Below are 25,677 nucleotides of genomic sequence, written 5' to 3' on the forward strand. Positions count from 1 at the left end.
TCCACCATCTTCTGCTCTCAATATACAAAAGAGGGTTGGTATGAACAGCTCGGAGGAGATGCTTCCCCTCTGGCAGATGCTATACTGGATCGTATCGTACATGACGGATACGTCATCAACATCGTTCCAATAGATCCATCCAAGGATCTTTCCATGCGAGAGGTTTATGGTTTATCAGAAACTGACCGTATGTAATTGTAAAGGTACAAATAAAGGTGGCTCACGCTTGTCCGGACACGTGGCTCACGCCACACCGGATAGGCGGCTCCGCCGCACAAGAATATTCACAAGGTATTTCTCTTTAATCTCTTCAGGAACGTCAAGATCAAGATCTATAAAGTTTTCCATGATAGAATCTTCAAGTTTCTGCAGTTCAGTAACGGATTCTCTATCTGCGCCAAGAACATACAAAGCTATTCCAAGCTCTTTTGCTCGTTTTTCCCTACGCTCAGTAAATTGCTTTATATCATCAGTAATATTAAGCGGAGATACATATGGTTTTTTAGGAGTTGGTTTATCCATTGCTGTTTCTATCATCACAAACACCTCCTTCACATTACACTTTTTCGTTATTTATAGCCAAAAGAGATCACATGACATCTAGCTGCCAGGAAACTCTTAGCTTCCATATATTTACCATTCAATCCGAGGTCTTTTGTAAATCTTGTTTTCTCTGCTTCAAAGTCTTCTCTGCCTGCGCTAATGAAATCAACGTAATCGTTGATTCTAACGCCAATGTCCTTTAATCCAAGCTTTTCCATAATTACAGGAGTTTTCATACCTATTTGATAGTCTCTTCCACCAGCCTTTTCCTCTGATAGCCACTTATGTCTTAAGAACTCATCGTTTTCAAACGGATCATAAGCCTCGTCATCAACGAAAATACCTGCATTTTCCATGCGTCTGCTTGGCTCAATGCATATTACAAGACCATTCTCCTTTACAGATTGGGTCATCTTTTTTACTATATCTTCAGGATTATTAAGATGCCGTAGCACAGCCTGACATATAGCTATATCATATTCAGCTACAGGGTCATAATCATTCAAATCCATAGCTTCGAATGATACCTCTACCTTACGATCAGAGAAAATACCTTTAGCATCTTCAATAAGATCTTTTGATATATCAATTCCCTTATAAGTGCTACCTTCCGGAACTAATGGCAATATCATCTGTGCCAGATACCCATAGCCACAACCAAAGTCTATAATTCTTACCGGCTTATCAAGCTTCCATACACACTTTACAAGAAACTCAAAATAATCATTATTCCAAAGATTCTGCCTTGTGCTGTGTAAGTATTCTTTTTCCTGTCCCCAATCTTTACCTATGCCTATACCTGCTGCCATTTTTATTATTCTCCATCCAATGATAATTTGTCGTAATCAGTTACTTAATGAAAATCTGGAAAACTTTATAAATTCATATGGTAACCTCATATCCTCAGAATATTTACGGATTTCTGCTTTTTCTTCATCGCTCATCTCATTATAAAAAGGACGATCTGATACTTTCTGGTATTCTTTTACCTCTTCAATTTTCAGCATATCGCCCCATGGTGCAATATATAATTTATCAGCTTTATATTTTCCGACTTCTTTGTAAACTCTTGTGGTATAGCAATATCCCAATCTATTCAAGTAATTCTGTACTGAATCATATTCATGCTCAGGAAAGGTCATTTCTTCAAAAATGTTGTTAAAATTCTTTATCGTTGGAATATGAATTAGCACCGCTTTTCCCTGATATTTTTCAAGTAAATGCCAAAAAGCTTCATTACAAAGATAATGTGTCGGTGTTTTTGATATTTTACTTTTTATTCCGTTGGATGATAGTTTTTCAGCAAGGGACTTAAGATCAAGATTAGTAACCAGATGAATACCATCTTTTTCCGCGCATTGCTCAATGCGAAATGAGCCTATCAGATTTTTATCCACTCCAAAGAGATATACCACATCATAATCTGCAGGGAGCTTATCAATATCTCTCTTTAGCCCAACAAAAGAATTAGTCAGTAGATAGTGCTGCTGTGATAATGCATTTACAAGAATTGATGATGAATTGTTTCGACCTTTAAAGCCGATGTATGCTTCCCTTGTAGCCATGTGACTTCCCTTATTTCAACATTTCTTTAAGCTCTGACCATGACGTAATCTTAGTTACATCATCATGATCTGGTTGATCAAAATCTACTGCGCCAAGATACCAAACTGGGAACATGCCTGAATTTCTAGCACCAACGGCATCACAAGCGTAATTATCTCCAACATACCAGACATCCTCTGGAGCTAGCCCTGCTTTATCAAGAGCAAATTTAAAAATTCGTGGATTAGGCTTTCTGAAAAGATACTCGCTGGTGGCAAGAATAAATTCAAAATGATTATCGGGGAACAACCTGTTGATTCTTTCCTCTACAACAGATCCAGCATAGGTGATATTACTAAGCACAGCGGTTCTTATATTATTCGCCCATAGATAATCAAGAAATTCCTGAATTCCATCAGAGGGTTTTCCTGGAGAAGCAGCATCCCAAAAGATACGATCAATTTCTTCGGCAGAAAGATCAAGCTTAATTCCTTGAGATTCGTAGAGATATTTTGTAAACATGTGGTTTGGAATTTCAACTGTGTTCTCAGCCCTCATAATCGGATCGAAGCGTTTAAGCTCTTTGTTAATAGCTTCAGCTTCTTTTTGAACTTCAGCAGCAGTGAGATTATATTTGTTTTCAACAGCATGGCTGATTACAGCCGATGTGCCTTTTACTCCATCGAATCTCTCTTCTGCAACCAGCGTTTGGCCATAATCAAAAAGTATCATCTTAGGCTTATTCATTTGTTAATACTCCCTACACTAAGTCTCTTATTTCAAATACTCCCTGCACTTATCAAAGTGCATTCCAGAGCAATTATTTACTCTAGCTATTACATCATCTACTTCATCTATTTTGTACCACTTGTGATCATCTACCTCTATAGAATCAGTAAACTCTGCTTTATTTACATAGGCTATGAACCCTATCATGATCAGCTGCTTCGGCTCAAAGTAATAGCTAGAAACATACTGGCATTTTGTAACTATCTGTCCTGTTTCTTCTTTTACTTCTCTGACAACAGCTTCTTCTATGGTCTCTCCCTCGACCATATAGCCCGATACAACTGTCCACTTGTCCTCAGAAATATAGTTCTGCTTTAATAGAAGTATCTCATTAAATTCATTTACAACCAGAACTTCAACAACAGGAATGGGATTTCTTCCATAGATTCTTTTGCAGGAAGGACATATCTTGCAATCATCGTCTCCGCATTTTATATCTTCAAGTTCATGTCCGCACTCTGCACAATATTTGAAAAGCATTACTTTTCCTCCTGTTACCGCGCCTATAGCGATTATCTTCACTTATTCAAACTTTAATTAACATGATAAATAAAAAGAATAATAGATGCCCTAAGGGCTAAGTCAACTATGACTTTTTCACTTTTTTATAGTAGCAAAAAAGGAGCCTGAAATCCAGACTCCATGCGTGTTCGACCGTCATATACAACAGTTTACCCTATGATGAGTAAAACCAATACTCAAATAGTCATCAAAGGGGAACACTTCCAAATTTGGCACTTGTGAGTGCCAAATTTCCGAATCAGAATCTCTTTCTAATTTGGCACTCGCGAGTGCCAAATTAGAAGTCTTATCCTCAAGTGCAAAATCTCCACATTCATCTAACATTCTCCACTCTTCATAGAATGTTCGCATATATCTTAAATTTCTTACAGAAAACCCTTTTAATCACGGTAATTCCCGTTCCAATTGACTGCTGATAGCTTCAATCGCTCCTTGTCCCCAAAAACATTGTCGAGAATTAAGCGATATATACTTCCCTATACCATAATAGAGCATCAACTGCTTTTCGTTAGCAGACTTTGCAGCCTCGTACTGACTTTGTAGTATTGCCGTTTTAATAAGGTGTACCGCATCTCTATATTTCTGATCCATAACCCACTTCTCTCATACCCATGAAAACACAATTTGTGATTTCACAGCTACTTCCTCCATATAAATAATAAGACTCTGCTCCGTTGCCTCAATACACAAATTATACCGTTTGGATATGCATTTGTCATTGAATTCATAGTTTAAAACCTGCTCTCTGTACGATTAGAACGCACTAAGTTTCTTCTATTCACTTATTCTATGATTTCTCGAAACAGCTTATATCATATAATGAGAATAAACTTTCACGTATGCTGATATGTAATCCATGCTTTTTCTTTGCTACACTTTACTTACAGCTGAATACAATATTATTGCAATAATAGAAAAGAGAAGATTATGAATAATTTGGGGACAAAAATAAAAGAACTAAGGATTGCAGAAAATCTGACACAGGAAAAGCTTGCGGAGGAACTCAATGTTTCATTTCAAAGTATCAGCAGATGGGAAAATGGGATATCGACACCTGATATAAGCCTTATTCCTGTTATAGCCAGATTCTTTGGTGTATCGACTGATCACTTATTCGGTCTTGAAGATGAAGAATCTGAAATTACAAAGTCAGAGCTTGAACAAAAATATCTGAATTTTAGAAAAGAAGGGGACCTTGATGGTGCATATGAAGTGATGCTTGAAGCAAGAAAGATGTTTCCTCGCGACCTGCATTTTTGCACTAATCTTGCAGAGGTCATGGATCTTTTTGAAGGCGGAAACAGTAAGCAGATATCTCTTTACCGCGATAAAAACTTCTCTGAGCAGATACGTATGCTGTGTCAGAAAGTTGTTGACGAGAGCAAAGATGAGACAGATCGTTCCAAAGCACTTGCTCTGTTATCTACCTATTACATGAAATCTGGTAATACAAATGAAGCTATTAAAATTGCAAACAGCATGACAGATATCCTTCATTCTAAAGAAGTACTGCTTGGAGAAATTCTGTCTGGAAATGATAAGAAGAAACAGCTTCAAGATAATATCTTAAATATGGCAAATTATATTTCTGATATACTTGTGAAAATTGCTTTTCAAAAAGAATATGGATTCACTACTTCCATGTCGCCTGAAGAGAAGCTTGCATATATTGAAGCTGCAAACACCATTCTCACGACTATCATTCCAGATGGTAACTACTTAGAGTATTCTCGCAAGATTGGCTGGAACTATCGAAGAATAGCTGAACTTTATACCCTGCTGAATCAAAAAGAGAAGGCTATTGAGTATCTCCTTAAAGCAGAAAAGATGGCAACTTACTATGATTCACTTGATAAGGAGAAAGTGTACAAGTTCACATCACCATTCTGTGACCTCGCTACAAGTGACATGATAAGAAACGGAAAATACTTCTCTGGCACAGAAACAGAAATGCTTTCATATCGCCTCGATGAGCTATCAAACTATTTTGGAGACGATGAGCAGTTCAATGCTCTTCGAAACCGCTTAGGCGAACATCGCATTGATATATGATCAAAAAACAGTTATTGCTAATCATGAGGTGCGTACCTACCCCAAAAGCAATAACTGTTTTTTCTTTTAGTATGCACAGCGAAAAGATGTGTTTTTAATTTGATATTAAACCAAACTGACCTGCCAGGTACAAGAATCCTGAATAGCCATTATCGTCTACAAGGGCCATAGTATCTGTTCCGGCAGGGATTGTAAATGATACTCTGTTCCCTTTGTATTCTCCATCAAGGAAGCTAACCTCCAAGGTTACATCCGGTCTGTCGGCTAAAGCCTGCATTACCATCTTATGGAATGAAATCCATTTGGAAGTCTCTATTTTAACAGTTTCTCCTTGCTTTGCATTTTTTATCTTGTCCATGGTGTTCTTATTAAATACATAATATGCGCTTTTGGGTACACGATAAAGGATATCACCACATTCACACCTATATACTATTTCCCCGTCTGTATTCTCGGTTGCTTCTACTGTATCTTCCCAATAATAACTATGAGTGTGCGGCTTAATATCATCACTCTTTTCTTCAGATGAGGAAGAATTAGAGCCACCGGAAGGAGCTGGTGCAACGCCATCCCATACAATATAAATTCTTACAGTAACAGATTTTAGAGGGCTTACACTTGTATCCTCTAGCTGTATTGGAATCATAATATAGGTGGGTTGTGCCGCCATGTTTACAGTCTTATGATAGATATCGCCATCTGCAATATTACTCACAGTTGATGAATCATAAAGAGACTTTCCTGTGTTATTAGTAATATATACCTCAAAAGTAACATCAGTACCTGGCGCAACATGATAAATATCCGAATCGATATAATTATTATCTACATTTGTAACTGTAACATTATACGTGAATGTAGTAGATACAGCTTCAACAGTTATGCTTAAGCCTCTAAAAGCTGTGACTACCAATAATAATACCAAACAAAAACTAAGAATTTTTTTCATTTTGAGCATTACCATTTCCCTCCTACATTTTATTTTTTGAGTTAATACAGCTTTTCATTTGGAACTCATCTTTCAATAATTTTTTCCACCTATATTTTTATGCATAAAAAACGCCGAATCAGATTATGGAATTTCCATATCTAATCCGACGTTAACTGTCTATTTTTGCACTATAAATAAGCTCACCTGAAACACTATGACATGTGCTGTTACGTGATGTGATGTGACGTGATGTGATGTGATGTGATGTGATGTGAAATCATGCGCCGTTTCTCCTATATCTGTCAAGTCATTTACGCAATAATTTTATCACAGTAACTATCGCTATTGCAATAATTATCAATCGCAATACAGACTTGTATAGGATTCTCATTTATCAACTGCCATCCTCTGAAATGCTCTGTAACCTAGTCGTTTTTAATTTGTGAATTATGAATCACTTTTCTTTGCGAATGTTTGTTTTCTTGTCGAGAAGATATCCTATTCCACTTCCCCAAGTATTCTTTTACATCACAGGGCATCAACTTAAAGTATCTGGTCTCAATTGGAAAAAGCTTATTATTCATTATTAACCTCTTGTCGCGAGTGACTAAAGACCTAAGTGGTGGAGCTCGCAACGCCACTTTATGGAGTTTACCAATTAAAAGGAAAAGCCAAAAAAGTCAGATTCTCTCCGGCTTTTTTGGCTTTAATTAAAACTTATATCTCTGGCGAACCAAATTATTTAAGGAACTCTTTTACAGAGTTGTATACGCCTTCTCCGTCAAGACCATACTTCTTGACAAGAGCTGCTGCAGATCCGGACTCACCGAATCTATCCTGCATACCGATCTTCTTAACAACTGTAGGACACTCTTCTGAGAGAACATCACATACAGCGCTTCCAAGACCGCCTATTACTGAGTGCTCTTCTACTGTTACAACCTTGCCAGTCTTCTTAGCTGTTGCAACTACAAGCTCTCTATCGATAGGCTTGATAGTGCAGATGTTAACAACTTCTGCTTCGATACCTTCTGCAGACAGCTTTTCCGCTGCTTCAAGAGCTGCGCCTACGCCGATACCTGTAGCGATGATACTTACGTCCTTACCTTCACGAAGGAGTGTTCCCTTACCAAGCTCGAACTTGTAATCAGGTCTGTCATTAACAACAGGGCAAGCTGCACGGCCGAATCTGATATATACAGGGCCTACATGCTCAGCTGCTGCTCTTACACAGGCTCTTGCCTCGATATCATCTGCAGGGCACATAACAACCATACCAGGGATTGTGCGCATAAGTGCAAGGTCTTCATTACACTGATGGCTAGCGCCGTCTTCACCTACAGTGATTCCTGCGTGAGTTCCACCGATCTTAACGTTAAGATGTGGATAACCGATTGAGTTACGAACCTGCTCAAAAGCACGTCCTGTAGCGAACATAGCAAATGTACTTACGAATGGGATCATGCCTGTTGTTGCAAGTCCTGCTGCAACGCCCATCATGTTGCTCTCTGCGATACCGCAGTCAATGTGACGATCAGGGAATTCCTTCTTGAACCAGCCGGTTCTTGTTGCTGCTGCAAGGTCAGCATCAAGGACAACTACCTTGTCATTAACCTTAGCAAGCTCTATAAGTTCCTTACCATAACTATCTCTAGTCGCAATCTTCTTTACTTCGCTCATCTTAACCTCCTCAAGCCTCAAGTGCTTCGCCGATCTTGTTAAGATCGTCCATAGCCTTTGCATACTCTTCATCATTAGGTGCTACGCCGTGCCATGAAACCTGGCCTTCCATGAAGGAAACGCCCTTACCTTTAAGGCTGTGAGCTATGATTGCTGTAGGCTTACCCTTAGTTTCTCTAGCTTCTTTGAATGCTGCACGAAGTGCGTCAAAGTCATGAGCATCAACATTGATCACATGGAAGTTAAATGCTTCGAATTTCTTATCGATAGGATAAGGTGAGCAAACCTCATCTATAGGTCCGTCAATCTGAAGACCATTGTTATCTACGATGACAACAAGGTTATCAAGCTTACGGAATCCAGCGAACATAGCTGCTTCCCAAACCTGTCCTTCTTCAATCTCACCATCACCAAGCAGTGTGTAAGTTCTGTAGTCCTTATTGTTAAGCTTAGCAGAAAGTGCCATTCCGCAAGCAACAGAGATACCCTGTCCAAGAGATCCGCTGCTCATATCAAGACCCGGAAGATACTGCATACTTGGATGTCCCTGAAGTCTTGATCCAAGCTTACGCAGTGTTGTAAGCTCTTCTACCGGGAAGTATCCACGCTGAGCCATTGCAGAGTAAAGTCCCGGTGCTGTGTGTCCCTTTGAAAGAACGAAACGGTCACGATCAGGATCTGCGGGCTTCTCCGGATTGATGTTCATCTCCTCAAAATACAGATATGTAAAAATATCTGCTGCAGACAGTGATCCACCCGGATGTCCTGCGCCTGCTGCATGAACCGCTGTAACAATACCCTTACGGACTTCGTTAGCTGTTTTCTGAAGTTCCTTGTTTGTCATAGTTATTCTCCTTTAATTCACTTGTAAAGTACTATCTATAACCGTTACAACTTTAACACATGTATACAGATACGTCCATGTATTTCTTGCCAATTATTTACGAGTTTTTGTCATATTGACAAAGACGTTACGATTTTTTGGACTGGCCATAATATGCATTGGCACCATGCTTGCGATAATAGTGCTTGTCCTGAAGCTCCTGAGGTGCAGGCTGTACACGAGGATTAATCGTCTCACATCTGTAAGCCATCTTGGCAACTTCTTCTGTTACAACTGAGTTGTGTACAGCTTCATTGCCATCTTTGCCCCATGAGAATACGCCGTGGTTCTTGCACAGTACTGCAGGAACAGCGATAGGATCTTTGCCCATACGCTCGAATTCACCAACAATAAGATGTCCTGTGTTCTCTTCATATGCATCTTCTATCTCTTCTTTGGTAAGGCATCTGACGCAAGGGATCTCGCCGTAGAAGTAGTCAGCGTGAGTTGTACCATAGCAAGGAATGCCGCGGCCAGCCTGAGCCCAGCTTGTTGCATAGGATGAGTGAGTATGTACGATGCCTTTTACACCCTTATCTGCCCAAGCCTTGTAGATCTCAACATGTGTAGGTGTATCAGATGAAGGGTTAAGATCACCTTCAACCTTGTTGCCATCAAGATCCATAACAACCATATCTTCAGGCTTCATAACATCATAATCAACGCCGCTTGGCTTTATTACAAAGAGCCTTGTCTCAGGATCGAACTCAGATACATTGCCCCATGTGAATGTAACAAGACCATACTTTGGCAAAAGAATATTCGCCTCATAAACTTTCTTTTTTAACTCTTCTAACATATCCTTTATTTCTCCTATATATATCATTTAAGTGTCCGTCACAGGACGTGACTACACTTAAATGAAGACTTCTTAATCTCACATGGATGTGAGATTAGTCTTTATTTAAGTGTCCGTTACAGGATGTGACTACACTTAAATGGTGATTGTATTGGTTTGCATGGATGCAAGCCTAATCATCATTTAAGTGTCTCGACCGCAGCGCGCTCTGCAGGAAGTACTGCAAGGTAGTCTTCCATGAACTTATCAAAGCCCTTTACATCCTCTGCATTCGGCATGCAGGATTCAACCTTGCCTTCCTTGAATACCTTATTAGCAAGGTAAGCTTCAAGGCTCTCTCCGTCTTCTTTTTCCAGCATGAAGGATGCAAGTATAGCCTGGCCCCATGGTCCACCTTCACCTGCTGTCTCCATCATACGGATCTCTGTGTTAAGAGCTGCTGCCATGACTCTGTCACCTGCGCCTCTAACCTTGAAGAATCCGCCCTGGCCATAGAAATAGTCAGCCTGAACGCCTTCTTCCTTCATAAGGATATCATTACCTGCTTTAAGAGCACCAAGTGCTGTATAAAGGTGTGTACGCATAAAGTTGGCAAGGTTCATCTTGGCATCAGGACGACGTACAAAGAGGGGTCTTCCTTCATTAAATCCTGTGATATTCTCACCTGATACGTAGTTGTATGCCATAAGGCCGCCGCAATCTGCATCGCCGTTTTCAAGAGCGTTGAGATAGAGCTTGCCATAGAGGTCGTTGTCGCTTATGTCGTTGCCTGTAAGGTGAGCGAACTCTCTAAAGAGGCCTACGTATGCATTAAGATCTGATGTGCAGTTGTTGCAGTGTACCATTGCGACCTGCTCTCCATCAGGAGTTGTTACAAGGTCAAGTTCGTCGTGAGCCTTCTTAAGATCATGCTCAAGTACTACCATTGAGAATACTGATGTACCTGCAGAGATGTTACCTGTACGCTTAGCAACTGAGTTGGTTGCTACCATGCCTGTACCTGCGTCTCCTTCAGGAGGGCATACAGGGCAGCCGGCCTGAAGCATGCCACTTACATCAAGTTTCTTAGCACCATCTTCTGAGAGAACTCCTGCCTTTTCTCCTGCTACAAGGTTCTTGGGAAGGATGTCTCTTATTTTCCAAGGGAGGTTCTTGTCAGCTATAAGCTCATCGAACTGATCCAGCATCTTCTGGTTATAGTCCTTGATGGAAGAGTCGATAGGGAACATACCTGAACCATCGCCAATACCGATAACCTTCTCACCAGTCATCTGCCAGTGGATGTATCCTGCAAGAGTTGTAACAAAGGCAATATCCTTGACATGCTCTTCGCCGTTAAGAATCGCCTGATACAGGTGTGCGATAGACCATCTCTGAGGGATGTGATATCCAAAGAGGTCTGTAAGCTTCTCGGAAGCTTCCTGTGTTATAGAATTTCTCCATGTACGGAATGGTACAAGAAGGTTGCCATCTTTATCAAATGCCATATAGCCGTGCATCATGGCAGAGAAGCCAAGTGCACCTATATTTGTAAGGTCTTCGCCATATTTTTCTTTGACATCAGCTGCCAGATTCTTGTAGCAGTCCTGAAGTCCTGACCATATATCATCAAGTGAATAGGTCCAGATTCCGTTCTCAAGTCTGTTCTCCCAGGTGTGTCCTCCCTGTGCGATCACGTTGTGATCCATATCGGTCAGAACAGCTTTGATCCTGGTAGAACCAAACTCTATTCCAACTACTGTCTTACCGCTTTTGATTATTTCGCTACTCATAGTCTCTCCTTATATCTTCTTTCAATACCATTTATATGCTCAAAACTTCCAAATTAATACCTCTATCTCTACCAATTTGAACCATTAGCCACTTCCTTTGCTCGTAGCATGAGGCCTAGGTTTGAGCTATATATTCCGGGAAAAGATATTTATTTTCCCGGAATATATTAATTACATATTTATTATCCAAATACTACAGATTCATCGAATCACGAAAACTGCAGTAAATGCGAGTTTCTGTAATTTACGTTCAAGAAATCATCAATATCTATCAGCGTCTTGAAAAGAACATCTCATTCCATCTAAGCTCGTTCTTAAGGCTCTTTAGATCGGTGTCTTTGTCAATTACAACGCTCTCTATGCCAAATGCATCTGCAAGATCTACCATCTGCTGAGCTGTAAGGTCATATGAGAATGATGTATGATGAGCTCCGCCTGCAAGGATCCATGCAGCTGCTCCTGTCTTAAGGTCAGGTTCAGGTGTCCAGAAAGCTGTTGCTACTGGAAGTTTTGGCATAGGCTTTTCAGTCTTTTTAACATCAACAGCATTGATGATAAGACGGAATCTGTGACCGAGGTCTATAAGTGAGCAAGCAATGCCTTTTCCTTCCTTAGCTGTAAATACAAGACGTGCAGGATCTTCTCTATTACCCATAGAAAGAGGACAAGCCTTGATAAAAATCTCTCCGTCAGCTATAGATGGACATACTTCAAGCATGTGGGCCTGGAGTATACCTTCTTTGCCCTTAACGAAGTTGTATGTATAGTCTTCCATGAATGATGTGCCCTTGGCATCCTTCTTGCCAGCTGTCATAAGCTTCATGAGACGTACAAGTGCTGCTGTCTTCCAGTCACCTTCTGCACCGAAGCCGTATCCATCTTCCATAAGTCTCTGAATAGCAAGTCCCGGGAGCTGCTTAAGACCGCCGAGCATGCCAAAGTGTGTTACTACTGCGTGATAATCATTGTCCTCAAGGAACTTTCTAAGTCCTATCTCCTGACGAGCCTGAACTGCTACATGTCTTCTGAACTCATCAGCATCTCTACCTTCAAGAAGGATTTTATACTTGGAGTAATACTCATCTGTAAGTGCATTAACATCTGATTCTGATACAGCATCTACGATCTCTACAAGGTCGTTAACGTTGTAGTGGTCGATCTCCCAGCCGAATTTGATCTGAGCTTCAACCTTGTCACCTTCTGTAACAGCTACGTTGTTCATGTTGTCACCAAAGCGGCATACACGGATGTGTGATGACTCGATAGCGCCAACTGCTGTGTACATCCAGCCTGAGAGCTCTTCTACAACTTCAGGATCCTGCCAGTGTCCTACTATGATCTTGCGCTCGATACCCATGCGGGATACGATGTGACCATACTCTCTGTCACCATGAGCTGACTGATTCTCATTCATGAAGTCCATGTCAATTGTGTCATACGGGATCTCTTCATTGAACTGAGTATGGAGATGGCACAGGGGCTTACGATACTCCTGAAGTCCCAGTATCCACATCTTGGCAGGTGAGAAAGTGTGCATCCATGTGATAACGCCTGCGCACTCAGGATCGTTGTTGGCATCATTGAAGGTCTGTCTTATAGATGCCTGACTTATAAGTGTAGGCTTAAGGACAACTTCAAAGGGAAGCTTGCCGCTTGCATTGAGGCCTGCAACTATTTCTTTAGAATGAGCTGCTACCTTGTTAAGGCACTCATCACCATACAGATCCTGTGAACCGGTTGCAAACCAGAACTTGTAATTTTTGTTAAGCTTCATTTCTTTTCCTCCTATAAAATACCTAAAAGCGGTTTATTGAACGATAAAAAATGTATGTGAAGTCTTTATGATTCCTGCTTACTTCTTTATGCTCCTGACAGAGCCTCTTTGGATCACATCCTCTACAAATTCAAATGTTCCTTCGAAATCCTTGTTATGTATAAGATGTATGATATTCTCTGCTGCCTTGGCTCCAAGTCTCTCCTTGGGGTGCGGGACAGAGTCAAGAGCAAGGCCGTTCATCATGGCCATGTCAGAATCATCCATACTTACAACAGACATACGACCCGGAACCTTGATCCCTGCTGCCTGTAGGATGCCTATTGCATCCACTGCAACCTGATCATTGTAGGCAAAAAGCGCTGTGCAGCCTTCAAATCTCCTGCGGATCCTTTCATAATTGTCTTTCATATGTGAGATATCATCTGTATCAAGCCATACAACCCATTCATCCCTGACAGGGAGACCTGCTTCCATCATAGCTTTGAGATATCCGCTGTAACGCTCATGTCCCTGCCTGTCATCAAGCTTAAGGATACATGCGATACTGCAGTGCCCGGCTTGTATAAGCTCTCTTACTGCATGATATGCGCATTCCTTATCCGCAAGGGATACGTGAGGAAAAGGAAGCTGCGTATAGTTGCTGTTAAGGAACAGGATCCTGGTCCCCCTTCTGTCAAGCTCAGTAAGAAGATCTATGTTGGGATTGGGAAGAGCGCTTCTGGAAGGCTCTATGATAAGACCTGCCACATCCCCGTTATCAAGAATGTCCTGAAGGATAGCTCTCTCCTTGGTGAAAGTGTTACCTGTAAAGGACAGCTGCATGGTGTAGCCATACTCTGTGAGCTTGTTCTCAATTCCCTGAATCGTCTTAGGGAATATGTAACTGTCAACGTATGTGGTAACTACTGCGATCCTTTTGGAAGAGTTCTCAACGAAGTCTCCCTTAACATAGGTTCCGCTTCCCCTTTCAGCTGTGAGCTTGCCCTCTTCTATAAGATAGGCAATGGCATGACGCACAGTCTGTCTGCTGATACCAAACTTCCTGCATAGTTCGTTTTCAGAAGGGATCTTACTCCCCGGAGGATAATCCCCCTTATCAATCTGCTCGGATATCCATCCGACAATCTCCTGGTATTTGGCCATAATCATCCTTATTGTGTTGTATTTTTTAAAGTTGTATTCTTTTTAACATATACATGTACAACTTTTGCTGATTGGTATAACTTTGAGTTAAATTAATATAGAAATCTGCAAGTCCGCTGTCATGTGGTGCAAACTTGTATCTTTATAATAGATATCAGTAGCGTAGCTGTCAACAATACATGTGCAAAAATCATGTACAATTTTCGCAAGATGTATATGTACAACTTTGCCTGTCACATACCCCTAAGCAGCGCAGTCGAAAGGTCATCTATCTTGATCCCAGATAAGAAAATATTCCCTTGTATTCGTCACTTGTGGTCATTTCTGAGGCTCTTCCGGGGCCTCCCTTGACTTATGGTCTCAGGGTTCGTTATGCTTAATCCATAGAACATTTTCCTCAGAAAGGAATATCGTTATGAGCAAAATACAATTTCCAAAACCCGGTAATTTTATATATCCTGTTCCTGCCGTGATGGTCAGCTGTCAGGGCACTGATGGTAAACCCAATATAATAACCATAGCCTGGACCGGCACCATCTGTTCTGATCCGCCTATGGCATATATCTCTGTAAGAAAAGAAAGACACTCCTATGAGATGATCAAAGAAAGCGGATGCTTCGTTATAAATCTTCCGGACAAAGCTCTGGCTCATGCCTGCGACTACTGCGGCTGCACATCAGGGCGTAAAGTTGATAAGTTCAAAGAGTGTCACTTAACACCAGCCAAGAGTTCTGTAATATCAGCTCCTATGATCGAGGAAGCCCCTGTGTCTATCGAATGCAAAGTCACTCAGGTATTGCCACTTGGCACTCATGACATGTTCCTTGCAGAGGTTGTAGCTGTACATGTTGATGACAGATATATGGATGACAAGAACGCATTCCATATGGACGACATAGGTATGATCGCTTATGAGCATGGCACTTACAGAGAGCTCGGTGACAAGCTCGGAACCTTCGGCTTCGCTGTCAGGAAGAAGACTGCCAAAAGCAAGACCCCTTCTTCTAAAGATAAGAAAAGTAAACCTTTGCAGACAGCCAAAAATGCAAAGCAAAAGAAAGATCCTTCCTTTGCAAAAGCAAATAGTGAAAAAAGCAAAAAAGATAAAGCTTCAAAAAAAGCACTATCTGGGAAAAACGCAAGTAAGGAAAAGCCCAAAAAAGGAAATAGAACCTCTAATAATAAGTACTAAAACAATCAAAATACTGCAATTAGTATATACAGTGTCAATAATTAAGCCTCCAAAAGTCAGGTTTGTTCTAACTTTTGGAGGCTTTTGTAATACTCATGATCTCAAACTACTTCCCACTTGGACAGGCCAGCATTCACAAAGTCTTTGCAGGGGGGCAGGCAGAATAAAATCTCCCGCTATCATCCCTCCAGCTTCTTGACAGGTGTCCAGTAATTGGCATTGTAATAATCTGTTAGTCTATAGCTATAATATATACCTTCATTGTCCAATGTAAGTGTCTGTATATAAAGGCCATCAGATCCCACTACAAGAGACGTATCATTTAGATAATAGCTATCCTGGAACGTTCCGTCATATGAGTAGTAGTCACATAAGAAGTCTATCTCATCTCCTTCTGTGATCTCGATCATCCCTTTACCTTCTGTAGAGAACGTCTTCTCGCCATCCGTTCCTTCATATACTTCGCTTGCGCCTAGTATGACTCCCTCTTCATTATCAGAGCTAAACTCAACTAAGATGTTGACATATACTCCGTTAAGCTCAGCAGGTATATATCCCATGGTGTAGTAATATCCTGTCTCTTCATCATAGTCATCCTGACATATATAGAAGGCAACAACCTGACCGTTTATAGCCATCCAGGTTCCGTCATAAGATACTATAAGATCTCCGTCATCGTTGTAAGATGCCACATTGTCAATTCCAAGATCTATATATCCGGCGCCATCATCTACAAATACGTTCAGACCTACTGACTTCATCTGGGCCCACTGCTCATCTGAAAGTGTTACTACGTCCTGACCGCCCTTACTTGTAAGAGCAAGGTCATCTGAAGTGATCACAGCTCTATTACCAAGAAGTGATGCTATATCTGATATTGAATCGCTGCTAACTATTCCGCTTCCGCCAAGAAGTGATGCATAGTCAAGCAGTGATCCGTATCCAGATCCCGAACCTGAATATGAACTGTTAGTACCGGTCATAGATCCTGACAGAGCCTGCATCAGTATAGAGGTAAGATCTACCGATGAAGATGAAGACGACGATGATCCGGTTCCTCCCAGCAGTACATCGAACAGTCCCGTACCCTGCGGAGCCTGAGATGTAACTATCTGTCCTGATGATTCCAATGTGGCAAAAGACTTGATAGAATCCGAATATGATCCGTCCATATCAAGGTTTTCATAGATCTTGACCATAGAATTCACTGACTTTAGTGAACTATACGGAAAGTATACACTCATTCCATAGGCATTGGTCACATTGTAGGTCTTATTGTACTTAACACATCCCTTGACAGCATCAGCGAGTTTCATTGCTTCATCTGTTCCAAGGTTATTACAGAAGTTGACAAGATCCACCTGATCTATATGAGATGAACTTGCAAACTCTCTTGTATCGCTCCTTGCCTTGGCTACTTGCTGGTAATCTTCACTCTTTAGCTGAGCATTAAGGCTTGTACCAAAACCTGCAAGGACATCAGGGATCACTCCCTTGAACTCTGCAAGATCTATTATAGAAAGAGTTGTCTTGGATCTTGATGATGCTGATGCACTGGCTGATGTGAAGTCATCTATGATCCTCTTGGCAAGATCTACTGTAGCAATAGATGTATTATTAGAAAGATCTGTAAGCCAATTGGTATAGTACCAGCCTGTACCTGGTTCTGTCTCTTCCGATGCGATAAGATAATCAGCGCAAGGCTCTACAGCCATAGCTGTCTCCATTCCAGCCATAAGACATGCATCAAATCCTACAAAGTCATAGGTTATACCTGTCTTTTTAAGAGCTGTCTGTATCTCATCTATTGTCATGGTCCTGTTAGGATACAGTTCGTCATAACCATATCCTGATACAGATCCGCCGCCGTGATCCCAGAATATGAGCATATATCTGTCTGCCGGGTAGTTCTCTTTGGCATACTCTATAAAGTCTACGAGAGTATCTGGATCCGTCATCTGCTTCTTGCCAACATTCTTATCAAGGGCTTTAAGACCGCCCTTTTCAACCTTCCAGCGCTGGTTGGTAGATGCGCTCACTACAGAATTCTGCCACTTTTTGGCACCGCCTGTTTCTACGATGACATTGACCTTGTCAGAGATATCGGCATAGACCATCTCGTTAAGGTCTCTGGTTGCCATACCGCTCCTTGACTCAAGGTCAGCTCCGCACATGTATACCATTACTGTTACAGTGTCTTCTCCGCCGCCTTTGATCTTAGTGAACTTATCTCTTGCTGATGCATCAACGGATGTATCAACTGCTGACATAGATGTATCCTGATAAGCTGATGACTGCGTTGTCATCCAACCTGACCCCGTTGTAGAAAAAGATGTCCCCTGATATGAACTTCCACCTATTCCGCTACCCTGGGTAGATGTGGTAGTACCTGCATCCTGACCGTAATAATCAGAAGATACGAAATCCGATCCACATCCTCTCATTACAAAAAAGAATACAACTGCAACTATAACAAGTAACGGAAGGATCTTCATGCCGCCATATGAAGGGCCGCCTGAACCTGAGCCATAATAGCCACCTCCCATTCCGGAGCCGTAGCTGCTACCTTTTTTGTGAGATGATCCAAAAGATGCTCCCGGACGAGAAGATGAGCCTGAGCCTTGCTGCCCGTGAAGGCCTCCTATGTTGCCGACCTGACCGTGACCTGTACCACTGCCCCTTTTACTGACATGACCTGTTCCCGAAGATGGTGTTTTGGTTCTTGAATGTGGACGTTTATCTGCCATAATTAACCTCTTTTTAAAATTTTGGTTAAGACTTCCGACTTGGATGGTGAAGTATCCTAAAAGACATTGTAAGGTTAAGTGGTCCTATGGCGGACAGAATATAAACCATTACCACGCATTAACCATTTTATAAATTCATGGCATGATATCTGGACCTTTTTATTCTAGGGTCCAAACTCGCTTCGCTCAAACATGTGGACCCTGGGCAGAATAAAAAGCTCCATCTATCACGCTCAAGAATTTTATAAAATGTTTAAATGCGTGGTAATGGTTTATATTCTGTCCGCCATAGGACCACTTAACCTTACAAAGCCTTTTAGGATACTTCACCATCCAATCCGAAAGTCTGGGATAGTTTATTAAAAAATATATATTCACCTTTTAATAATATCACAAAAATACTGTATATCGTTTGAGGATTTGTATCCGGCAAACTCTAGTTTTAACTGATGCTGATTATAATAATTCATGTATAGTTAGATGGTAAAACCATCAATTACCTATGGTATAATGTTGAAAGTCATGTAGCTAATCTGTTGTATAGCTTGTTACTTAATTAAGTGGGCTACATATGACAATTGTAGTTCAAAGGGGGATTTAGGGGGCTATGGATCTTAATACTCAGTCTTTAGAAATTCTAAAACTTATATCTGATACTTCTGAAAGTTTATGCACAAATAAGCTTCTTTTTCCAAAAGAAAATGGTGATAGAAAGACGGCAGAGCGTATACTTGTAGGGCTTATGACTTGTCTTGTGGCAGTTATGGGGGATAATGCAAAGCTTGCCTATAACATCCTGCCGGAATATCTTGAAAGTCTAAAAGACATCGCTTCAGATCAGGATTACAAGAAGTGTTCCGATGAGATCATGTCCTATTATGAAAAGTTCAGGGATATTGGTGCCAGAGTTCAGTTCGCTTCTGCAAACTGGGAAGAGGTAATGAATGAGGAGTTTACTGATTATATCATTGCATCTATGAAGGCAGAAGCTTCTAATGAGGGGCATAAGGCTGTGCTTGATATTGTCAGGAATCTTGTAGATATATCAAAATCATACGCCCATTCAGAAGTAACTATCATAAAAAGAGTCACTCACAAAAAGACTATCATCGCACTTACAGCCGCTCTGGTGCTACTCTTAACAGTTATCGGCTCTGGCTTCATATATACCTATAACCTCAAAAGAAGAACTGAAATGCTCTCTGCATCTGTAAATAAGCTTCAGGATCAAAACAGCGAGCTAATCTCTACAGTTTCTTCTCAGGAAGAAGTCATAGCTTCTCTAAATGGGCAGATCGATGATCTTAATGACAGGAACCTTGCGCTTGACGACGAGATCACCGAGTTCTCTTCTTATATAGAAGAGCACGAAGCTGATATTCAGGTAGCCGAGCATATCGAAACATATGATACAGCCGGCGAAGAAGGCTCAGGACGCTTCTACGCTGATAACTATGTGGTCACTACAAGCGGAGCTGATGTGACAATCAAGGTCACTATGGATTTCTACGGAACCTGCAACCTCCAGGGCGACAACAAGCGGATTTCTGCTTCCTGGGACGATCACTTCACAGACAACGGAACCATAGTCGTAACCTTCACTCCTGTCAAAAAAGGCGCAACTACTTTTCACTTCTTCAATGACCAAAACAGTGACACATTCGATGTGCTGGTGATATACATGTAATGATCCCTGGGTGATGAAGTCAATGGTGGGAGTATTCCCACCAAACCACCACCAAATGTTTTGCAGACTGTAATAAAGCTCATAGAATCTATCAGTTGTTATAAATAGTCACAGAAACTGAGTCATAACAATCGGCCATAATTCCATATTGCCATCTTTCTGAAAATCTTTTGTGTATAGCAGCAGTTTTCTTCCAACTCTCGCCGAGTACTTTTCACAAAAGGCATCTATCGATGAATGGCTCCTATATCCCGAACTTTTCACCTCTATTGGCGTTATCTTGTTTTTTTCAGCAATTATAAAATCCACTTCATAATTATGCTTTGTTTTCGGATTAAGAAAAGTATGATAATACAATTCGTGTCCGTTAATCGCAAGCATCTGTGCTACTACATTTTCATAAAGATACCCCAGATTCGCCTGAAGTTTGTCGCTTAACACTCTTGAATATATATCATTCTCGGTAAATGTTTTATCTTTAAATGCCAGGGTGACAAAAAGCCCGGTATCGGCGGTAAATAGCTTAAACATTGTTAAATCCTTATTTTGAGCCATTCCTGTGTTTGGATCATTTGCATGATATGCTATGTTTACAGTACCGGAATTATTCATTTCAGCAATCTGATCCAAAATATCTGCGGCTCTATTCCCAGATAAAACACTTGATACTTGGTATCTTGACGCATTTCCTGTCAATTGAGCCGGGATTGAATCAAATAGCATGGATATTTTTCCAGTTGGATCTATCTTGCGAAAATCATCCTCATATAACGTCAATATATCCCTTTTGACTTTATCTACTTTACTAAAATCATTAGTATTTATATAACTTGCTACTGCCTGCGGCATACCACCCACCAGCATATACAGCCTGAAGTCTCGCATTATCTTTCGAAGTGCGGCCTGTCCTAAAGGCCTTTTTGCTTCATAAAACTGCCTTAACATCGGAACGGTAACTTCATCCCCTAATGCCCACCTGAATTCTTCAAAGTCCATAGGATACATGTGTATCTTTTCTTCTTCACTGGGAATCAGAATATCTTTTACATTCTTACGTATCGATATTAATGAACCGGTCTCGATATAGTCATACCTTCCATCTTTCACCAAAGCCTTAATCGCCTGTCGGGCTTTAGGACAGAGTTGCACCTCATCAAACACAATACAGGATTCCCGATTCGTAAGACTCACTTGATATGTAAGTTGAAGCTGCAGAAAAATGTAATTTAGATCAGAAAGATTATCAAATAACGCCTTTGTCTCAGGTGAAGCCGTAAAGAAATCTACCAAAATGTAACTTTTGTACTCATTTCTCGCGAACTCTTCAACGATTGTAGATTTGCCGGCTCTTCGTGGTCCCTCTACCATAATAGCCGTTTTGCCATTTGATTCCTTTTTCCATTCTAATAATTGATTATATATTTTACGTTTAAACATAATTAGAATTCCTCTTTCTCAAAATCGTCATTTTTATTTTAGGCTTTTTCAACAAAATCGTCAATTTTATTTTTTGCTATATGGTACAAAATCGTTATTTTTGACCTTAACAACTTGATGTACAAAGCCTTCGCTCATTTGAAGAAGGGGCAGTGTTCTGGATGACTCGCGAGGAATTTAGCGCAAGTAGTGATGTAATGTGGGATATGGATTCTTGAAATCCATGATAATGCAGACCACTCTGAGCTCTTCTATCCTATGGGAAGCGAGAATGGAACAATTCTTGCCTGATCAGAGTGTACCATCTTTTGCACACTCTGTGAAACAGATCCATATCAGAATGCAATCCAAGCAGTCGTAACAACAGATGATTTGTTTTTATAATTCCATTGAATTGTGTTTAATTGTTAGATTAAGGGAATTATAGCACTGTGGAAGATTTTGCATCATAATATAAAAAAGTCTAGAAACTTTGATTTCCCAAAGTTTCTAGACTTTCAACCAGATGCGGAAGATGGGACTTGAATTATTTCAGAATCTCACAAAACCAGCAAGAAAGGAGGTTCTGGCACCGTCTCCCGAAAGGGAACCCCCTAGGGAACCCCTCGCACTACTCTAAAAATGAAAGCAGTTCTTTTATGTGATCTGTATTTTTGCTACCGACAATTATATGGTCACAACCATCCAAAGCAAATTCCAAAAGTTCATTTAGGGAGTGTTCTTTTAACGCATCACCCATAGCTAGAGGCATACTTGCTACGGTCTTAAAGCCCAGCTTGTGACATGCCTCGGCAAGAGTCAATGCTTCGCCATCAACATGCTGGCTAAGTACTGTCCGAGGATAAGGGCAAAGCATGTTGTACTCAAAAATAACGTACTTTAAATGGCTTTTCCCGCCAGCTACTTTGTCCACACGTCTTTTCAACTCTTCAAGCTCAAAGTGCCACTTTACATCCTCCGGTTCTTCTCCCATAAATTCAAGAGCGATACCATAATTTCTGATCTTATTTTCCGTCACCTTACCCTCATACCAGGCAAACAGCTTCTCCATTTCATCATAGAAAATTGTTTCATCCATTCCGGCACGTGTGATTTCCGGAATATGGATGTAGTGCAGATCAAGAGTTTCAAGGCCAAGGTTTTCTAAGCTCTTATTAAGCGCAATCTCGTAAAATGCCGGATTTAAAGTTTGTCTAAGACCGTCATATTCAGAAAAATCTGATTCTGTTATCCCCTGCGGTTTTAAGATATTTTCAAGATACATCTTTGGATTCATTCTCTCGGTTATATCCCCAAACAGTAAACCGGCCTTAGAAGTTACAAAAATATCCTCCCTCTTAATAACTCCACTTTCAATAAGCTCTCTAATGGCAATTCCTTCATCCTTTTCCGAGCGCATACCTCGATAATTGATTGCTCCATCAATAGTATAGATACCATTTTGTACAGCATATTTGATAGCATTCCGATACGAAGCGGATACTTCGTCATTTGCATCACCGAGATGTGTTCCCAGCGCAATTCTTGACATTTCTTTATTTGAATATCCTTTTATTCGCATTAATTCATCCCTCTTGTTAAAAATTTCAATTTCTGACTAATTAGGATACGCCATCTTTCACATATACTATGAAGCAGATCCATGTCAAAACGTTCAGCCAGCAGTATATTATCCGCTTTTTCTTTAAAAGCAATGTCAACAAATACCTTTTGTAGTGTTCGCATGTCTTCATACAATTCATTCTGTCTCAGTAACTTCATCATCGAAGGCCCATCAAGCAGTATCGGTCGAAACAATCCTTCCTCTTTTTCCAATATTTCTGCATTTGTTCTGGGTATTTTACAGAATTCGTCGAATTCGCTTTGTAAATCGCACAGATTTTGTATAGACTGTTCCAACAACGGCTTCAAATCCGCTTCTTTCTTAATACATGTTTTCAAAGTACCAACTCTGGTCTTATCTCGTAAACAATTGATAAGTTCATCTCTGGTGAATTTGAACTTATCAGGTTCTGTGCTACCTTCATGTTTGTTGTTGATAAATTCCTCTTTTCCTTCTTTCATTCCTCGATATACAACTGCATGATAGGCGTTACGTCCATTCTGCATTCTTATACCAAGCAAAGCTTGGTCCTTTGTTTGCAGAAAGTCAAACATTTCTGTGTTGTCTACCCAGTCTTCAACCATCTCAAATCCGCGGGGATTCAAATATAGATCAAACCATTTTTTAGACTGCAAAAGCGGGCCGGTCGAGAAACCATCCTCATTCCTTTCAATAAAAAATGGAAGTTTCATCTCCAACGCAATCTCATAATCTTCGACATCAATGTTTTTCTCCATGAGCATATTTGCTAAACCGGCATATGTACATGAAGAATTGAAAGTCATATACTTCATAAATAGCCCTCCCGAAATCATTATGATGCAATTATATCTGCGCCTGCGACAAATTATAAGGCTTTAGATTCACCCGCTATTTATGGTATAATATATAAGGGAAGCCAAAGCGGCTTCCCTTTTTTTGTACTATTATGTTAATTCTGCTCTAAGCATTCTGTCATTCATTGTGTTTTGAATCTTTATCGTACATCATTTTATAAAACTGTCCCGTTCCTATCGGAGTTGTCTTTGTAATCGGCTCGCCGACAATGCAAAATCCCACCTTCTCATAGCAACGAATTGCCCTTTTGTTCCAAGTGCGTACTTCAAGGCAGACTTTTTTCTCTGGATAAATCTCATTTGCAAGTTCACATGCCATGCCGACAATCTGTTGCCCATACCCTTGTCCACACAAATCCGGGACTACTCCGATACCAAAATGCACATAATCATCCACTTCCCGAAGATTAATAAAGCCTACCAAAACTTCGCCATCATAGAACGAATAATTCTCAAATTCTTTATTTTCCCAGTAAACATCAAGTGCGTGACATCGATCAAGTTCCGCACATTCTTTATAATATCCCATTATTTCCTCTCATCTTATTCAATATTGTTAAGTCCATCATATAGGTCGTTGAAGGATTTCATTGTCTTACATCGGCCATAAGACAGTTCTTTGTTATCTCCAAACTCGAACAAAAAGCATTTCGCCATCTCCTCTACCGTCTGTTCTAATGCGTTGAAGAACTGATTATAGGCAAAGTTCCATGCAGGTGTCCCCTCTTCAAAATTGCTGGTAATCAAAGATTCTGTTACCTGATCCAAGGGATACATCTTAATGTGCATTAGCTCGTGTATAATCACTTCCTCAAGATTTTCCTGCTTGGGGTTTTCAATGTTTAACAGCAAAATGGCCTTCTTGTCGTCACAGTCAATCTTAAAATCTCCGGTTTTACGCCATGTTTTATCTTCCACAAATTCTAGGCTTATATCCCAATTTGGCGTGATACGAAGTTTTTTAATATATTTGTCGAATAATGCTGATAATTGCTCTTTAGTGTATTTCATAGAAATCCTTCCTTTCCATCCTGCTAATAAGCTTTAGCAGTCAACTCACTTTTCAATGTATTTTGTCATTCCACGACTTTTAGCAAATCCAAACCGCTCATAAAAGCCTTTTTTACTCAAGCGTCATCCGTCCGAATAGTGCAATCCCCCGTTGTCCTTAAATAGACAGCGATACAACTATTCTATATCCAGATTGAATTGTGATAAATAGGAATTTTGAATTAATGTACAGCCGAAAATGTACAGCAATTGATTCTCTGCGCAAGCAGGACACGCCCTTGTTACCCCTCAAAAGCAAGTCGAGGGGTAACAAATATTGATTTTGGCAAGATTATTTAAAAAGATTTTCGAAAAACAAGCAAAATAAGGCTAAAAGGGTAACAACTTTCAAAAACAAGCATTTTTGTCTCTGCACAAAATGTTCTCTTGACTCCGTCCCCTAGTTCCATTTCAGCTGCGCGGGTTCAAGTCCCCTTCCGCGCAAAACAAAAAGGACCAACTCTTTCGAGTTGATCCTTTTGTTTCGTGCGGAAGAAGGGACTTGAACCCTCACGATGTAACCATCACAAGATCCTTAGTCTTGCTCGTCTGCCAATTCCGACACTTCCGCAAGCAAATGCTATTTTATAATCTTTTATCCCTCATGTCAACACCCAAAATTCATTTTATAAGTTGATTTACAATTTGCAATATAGTTCTGTTCAATCACCAGGAATGCATTTATGATA

22 protein-coding genes, 1 tRNA gene and 1 pseudogene are annotated in these 25,677 nt (G+C 40.5%); 4 read left to right on the plus strand and 20 right to left on the minus strand.

Annotated features, from left to right (window positions below; all coding sequences use genetic code 11):
• A pseudogene (locus BMX21_RS17470) lies at positions 1 to 195 on the plus strand (ATP-binding protein); the annotation flags it as partial.
• A 48-nt stretch (positions 196 to 243) separates the two neighbouring features.
• On the opposite strand, the gene BMX21_RS17475 reads toward BMX21_RS17470, so the two are convergent.
• The 6 genes from BMX21_RS17475 to BMX21_RS19580 all read right to left on the minus strand — a co-directional run bounded on the left by BMX21_RS17475 (position 244) and on the right by BMX21_RS19580 (position 3,990).
• A complete protein-coding gene (locus tag BMX21_RS17475) occupies positions 244 to 537 on the minus strand; it encodes a hypothetical protein (RefSeq protein ID WP_092046358.1) in 294 nt (97 codons plus the stop codon).
• Between the two features lie 32 nt (positions 538 to 569).
• Positions 570 to 1,352, minus strand: coding sequence for a class I SAM-dependent methyltransferase (locus BMX21_RS17480; protein WP_092046360.1), 783 nt, complete (start codon positions 1,350 to 1,352; stop codon positions 570 to 572).
• A gap of 36 nt (positions 1,353 to 1,388) precedes the next feature.
• Positions 1,389 to 2,108: a C15 family peptidase gene (locus BMX21_RS19800; protein WP_143057287.1), complete on the minus strand. Its 720-nt coding sequence runs from the start codon at positions 2,106 to 2,108 to the stop codon at positions 1,389 to 1,391.
• Between the two features lie 10 nt (positions 2,109 to 2,118).
• A complete protein-coding gene (locus tag BMX21_RS17490) occupies positions 2,119 to 2,835 on the minus strand; it encodes an HAD family hydrolase (protein WP_092046362.1) in 717 nt (238 codons plus the stop codon).
• A 27-nt stretch (positions 2,836 to 2,862) separates the two neighbouring features.
• A complete protein-coding gene (locus tag BMX21_RS17495; RefSeq protein WP_092046365.1) occupies positions 2,863 to 3,357 on the minus strand; it encodes an NUDIX domain-containing protein in 495 nt (164 codons plus the stop codon).
• Positions 3,358 to 3,783: 426 nt separating this feature from the next.
• Positions 3,784 to 3,990 carry a DUF1016 N-terminal domain-containing protein gene (locus BMX21_RS19580; protein WP_207647651.1) on the minus strand — a complete coding sequence of 69 codons (207 nt, stop codon included), beginning with the start codon at positions 3,988 to 3,990 and terminating at the stop codon, positions 3,784 to 3,786.
• 336 nt (positions 3,991 to 4,326) lie between these two features.
• On the opposite strand from BMX21_RS19580, the gene BMX21_RS17505 reads away from it, so the two are divergent.
• Complete coding sequence (locus BMX21_RS17505) at positions 4,327 to 5,451, plus strand: helix-turn-helix domain-containing protein (RefSeq protein WP_092046367.1); 1,125 nt, start codon at positions 4,327 to 4,329, stop codon at positions 5,449 to 5,451.
• 94 nt (positions 5,452 to 5,545) lie between these two features.
• Here BMX21_RS17505 and BMX21_RS17510 read toward each other — a convergent pair whose 3' ends face one another.
• The 7 genes from BMX21_RS17510 to BMX21_RS17540 all read right to left on the minus strand — a co-directional run bounded on the left by BMX21_RS17510 (position 5,546) and on the right by BMX21_RS17540 (position 14,436).
• Complete coding sequence (locus BMX21_RS17510) at positions 5,546 to 6,409, minus strand: hypothetical protein (RefSeq protein ID WP_092046369.1); 864 nt, start codon at positions 6,407 to 6,409, stop codon at positions 5,546 to 5,548.
• 711 nt (positions 6,410 to 7,120) lie between these two features.
• Positions 7,121 to 8,062: a transketolase family protein gene (locus BMX21_RS17515; RefSeq protein ID WP_022754141.1), complete on the minus strand. Its 942-nt coding sequence runs from the start codon at positions 8,060 to 8,062 to the stop codon at positions 7,121 to 7,123.
• A gap of 10 nt (positions 8,063 to 8,072) precedes the next feature.
• The gene (locus BMX21_RS17520) at positions 8,073 to 8,906 is read right to left on the minus strand and encodes a transketolase (protein WP_022754140.1); all 834 of its coding nucleotides are present in this window, start codon (positions 8,904 to 8,906) and stop codon (positions 8,073 to 8,075) included.
• Positions 8,907 to 9,033: 127 nt separating this feature from the next.
• Positions 9,034 to 9,744: an L-ribulose-5-phosphate 4-epimerase gene (locus tag BMX21_RS17525; RefSeq protein WP_027203628.1), complete on the minus strand. Its 711-nt coding sequence runs from the start codon at positions 9,742 to 9,744 to the stop codon at positions 9,034 to 9,036.
• Between the two features lie 179 nt (positions 9,745 to 9,923).
• Complete coding sequence (locus tag BMX21_RS17530; protein WP_092046372.1) at positions 9,924 to 11,516, minus strand: xylulokinase; 1,593 nt, start codon at positions 11,514 to 11,516, stop codon at positions 9,924 to 9,926.
• A 271-nt stretch (positions 11,517 to 11,787) separates the two neighbouring features.
• The gene (gene araA / locus BMX21_RS17535) at positions 11,788 to 13,290 is read right to left on the minus strand and encodes an L-arabinose isomerase (RefSeq protein ID WP_092046374.1); all 1,503 of its coding nucleotides are present in this window, start codon (positions 13,288 to 13,290) and stop codon (positions 11,788 to 11,790) included.
• A 78-nt stretch (positions 13,291 to 13,368) separates the two neighbouring features.
• Positions 13,369 to 14,436 (minus strand): GntR family transcriptional regulator, encoded by a 1,068-nt coding sequence (locus tag BMX21_RS17540; protein ID WP_242952959.1) that lies wholly within the window; start codon positions 14,434 to 14,436, stop codon positions 13,369 to 13,371.
• A 415-nt stretch (positions 14,437 to 14,851) separates the two neighbouring features.
• Between BMX21_RS17540 and BMX21_RS17545 the strand changes: the two genes are divergently transcribed.
• Positions 14,852 to 15,628 carry a flavin reductase family protein gene (locus BMX21_RS17545; protein WP_092046380.1) on the plus strand — a complete coding sequence of 259 codons (777 nt, stop codon included), beginning with the start codon at positions 14,852 to 14,854 and terminating at the stop codon, positions 15,626 to 15,628.
• Between the two features lie 179 nt (positions 15,629 to 15,807).
• On the opposite strand, the gene BMX21_RS17550 is transcribed toward BMX21_RS17545, so the two are convergent.
• On the minus strand, positions 15,808 to 18,375 hold the full coding sequence (locus tag BMX21_RS17550) for a clostripain-related cysteine peptidase (RefSeq protein ID WP_092046383.1): 2,568 nt from the start codon (positions 18,373 to 18,375) through the stop codon (positions 15,808 to 15,810).
• A 607-nt stretch (positions 18,376 to 18,982) separates the two neighbouring features.
• Here BMX21_RS17550 and BMX21_RS17555 point away from each other — a divergent pair.
• On the plus strand, positions 18,983 to 20,062 hold the full coding sequence (locus BMX21_RS17555) for a hypothetical protein (protein WP_092046385.1): 1,080 nt from the start codon (positions 18,983 to 18,985) through the stop codon (positions 20,060 to 20,062).
• Between the two features lie 108 nt (positions 20,063 to 20,170).
• Here BMX21_RS17555 and BMX21_RS17560 read toward each other — a convergent pair whose 3' ends face one another.
• The 6 genes from BMX21_RS17560 to BMX21_RS17585 form a co-directional block, all read right to left on the minus strand.
• Positions 20,171 to 21,499 (minus strand): ATP-binding protein, encoded by a 1,329-nt coding sequence (locus BMX21_RS17560; RefSeq protein WP_092046388.1) that lies wholly within the window; start codon positions 21,497 to 21,499, stop codon positions 20,171 to 20,173.
• Positions 21,500 to 22,109: 610 nt separating this feature from the next.
• Positions 22,110 to 23,060 (minus strand): aldo/keto reductase, encoded by a 951-nt coding sequence (locus BMX21_RS17565; protein WP_092046390.1) that lies wholly within the window; start codon positions 23,058 to 23,060, stop codon positions 22,110 to 22,112.
• Positions 23,060 to 23,896, minus strand: coding sequence for a hypothetical protein (locus BMX21_RS17570; RefSeq protein WP_092046393.1), 837 nt, complete (start codon positions 23,894 to 23,896; stop codon positions 23,060 to 23,062). Before BMX21_RS17570 ends, BMX21_RS17565 begins: the two co-directional genes overlap by 1 nt.
• A gap of 160 nt (positions 23,897 to 24,056) precedes the next feature.
• Positions 24,057 to 24,467, minus strand: coding sequence for a GNAT family N-acetyltransferase (locus BMX21_RS17575; RefSeq protein WP_092046396.1), 411 nt, complete (start codon positions 24,465 to 24,467; stop codon positions 24,057 to 24,059).
• A 14-nt stretch (positions 24,468 to 24,481) separates the two neighbouring features.
• Positions 24,482 to 24,949, minus strand: coding sequence for a hypothetical protein (locus BMX21_RS17580; RefSeq protein WP_026488246.1), 468 nt, complete (start codon positions 24,947 to 24,949; stop codon positions 24,482 to 24,484).
• 526 nt (positions 24,950 to 25,475) lie between these two features.
• Positions 25,476 to 25,559, minus strand: a tRNA-Leu gene (locus BMX21_RS17585).
• Positions 25,560 to 25,677 lie beyond the last annotated feature (118 nt).

This window comes from Butyrivibrio sp. TB (assembly GCF_900110805.1).
In the GTDB taxonomy this organism is placed as follows: Bacteria; Bacillota; Clostridia; order Lachnospirales; family Lachnospiraceae; genus Butyrivibrio; species Butyrivibrio fibrisolvens_C.